The sequence below is a fragment of the Vibrio sp. N418 genome (genome assembly GCF_000222565.1).
GTDB classification, from domain to species: domain Bacteria; phylum Pseudomonadota; class Gammaproteobacteria; order Enterobacterales; family Vibrionaceae; genus Vibrio; species Vibrio scophthalmi.
The window spans coordinates 1-1,460 of sequence record NZ_AFWD01000049.1 but is presented as its reverse complement, the minus strand read 5'-3'; the positions used below and the strand labels follow the sequence as shown (position 1 = coordinate 1,460).

General features: G+C 43.6%; 1 protein-coding gene. It reads right to left on the bottom strand.

The window, feature by feature from the left end:
- Nucleotides 1-579: 579 nt before the first annotated feature.
- A complete protein-coding gene (locus RH86_RS10015) occupies nucleotides 580-894 on the bottom strand; it encodes a hypothetical protein (protein WP_009386076.1) in 315 nt (104 codons plus the stop codon).
- Nucleotides 895-1,460 lie beyond the last annotated feature (566 nt).

The following is a 1,460-nucleotide window of genomic DNA, read 5'->3' as shown; positions in this document are numbered from 1 at the left end:
TTATGTTTTAGCACAACTTACTGAATTACTTGGCAAAGAACTGGGATGCAGACCTAGATTTCTGAACCAAGTCACAAGCTCGAACTCACTTGACCGGCAGATGCGTCAAACCAGAAACGAGCAAGCCCACTTCCCTGATAATGAGGCAACTCGATCAAGCCTCAACAAGCACCCTTTCTTAGCAACAACAGCGCAGAACAATGGTGATTTGCCGAGGCTACTGCCAAGGTTATTGGCTGATTGGGAAATATGCCTAAAGCGACTTTGAGCCAGAGAAACAAGACGACCAAACCACCTGAAAACTTGAATGAAGCAACCCGCGAACCTCGGCATGTTTTACGGGCTGAGAGATTTAAAAACTGAGCGACAATAGTGATTTGCTGAGTCTACTCCCAACGAATAGCGAAAGGGGCAAAGAACGACTCAAAGGCATTTAAGCCATTGAAATTCCATTAAAACATAACGCCGCGTTAAGTGGTGAGCAACGCAGACCCCCCTACCTAAACCATTGTGACATAAATACTAAAACCAAAGTAAGCCGAAAACGCCATGCGTTGGGAATCCGTCTTAAACGCTTTGTTATGTGGTGAAGCCATCTATGCAAATTTTCTCAACCAACGCAGGTCTATGAATCAGCTGACCGCCACTTCCGTGATAAGTTTCTGCTCTGAGGTGGATTAGCTGACCACACAATCTACAGGAAAAATAGTTATTTACGATATCGCCCCAATACTTACCATTAGAAAATCTCGAAAAAGGCTCACCAAAAGCACCGTACCCTAGGTATTTAAGAGTTTTAGATTCGACGTTTCTTCTAACAAGGTGAATTGCTTCAACCAAATCATTCGGGTTGCTGATTTCTAATTTAATCTGTTTGCAGTTATCACAACTCATATCTCATCCCGTTTAACCACATAACGCCGCATTAAGTGGTGAACAACGCGACCACCCAAGCCTAAACCTTGCCACTTTTAGCACTAAAGCTGACCTAAGCTGAAATTGCCAAGCGTTGAGAATCCGTCTTAAATGCTTTGTTATGTAAATTCAGCCACATAAGCCAAAGTTACCACGAAAAACCAAGCCTGTACGACCGAAGAAATCGCCAAATCCAAAGAACCCAACAGTGTTCACGAATTTGCAGAGCCAGCAATGTTACAGACCAAGCTTCAACAAGCGAAAAATGGTGATGACCAGCGACCAAAAATGCTTTTGAATCTGGGAAATATAACGAAAGAAACCATCAGCAAGTGGGGACTTTCGTTAACCTTGCCCTTTCCCCACTTTGAGCCCGCAAAACTAACCACGAACCAGCACTGAAACTGAATGAGGAAACTCACTAACCTTGGCATGTTTTACGGCGAACTTGGCAAAGAATCGGGACAAAGAGAGCTGATTTTGACGAGGATGAAAACCGATGAGTGGAGAGAGCGAATAAATAGAATAATGCCTATTTTACCCGC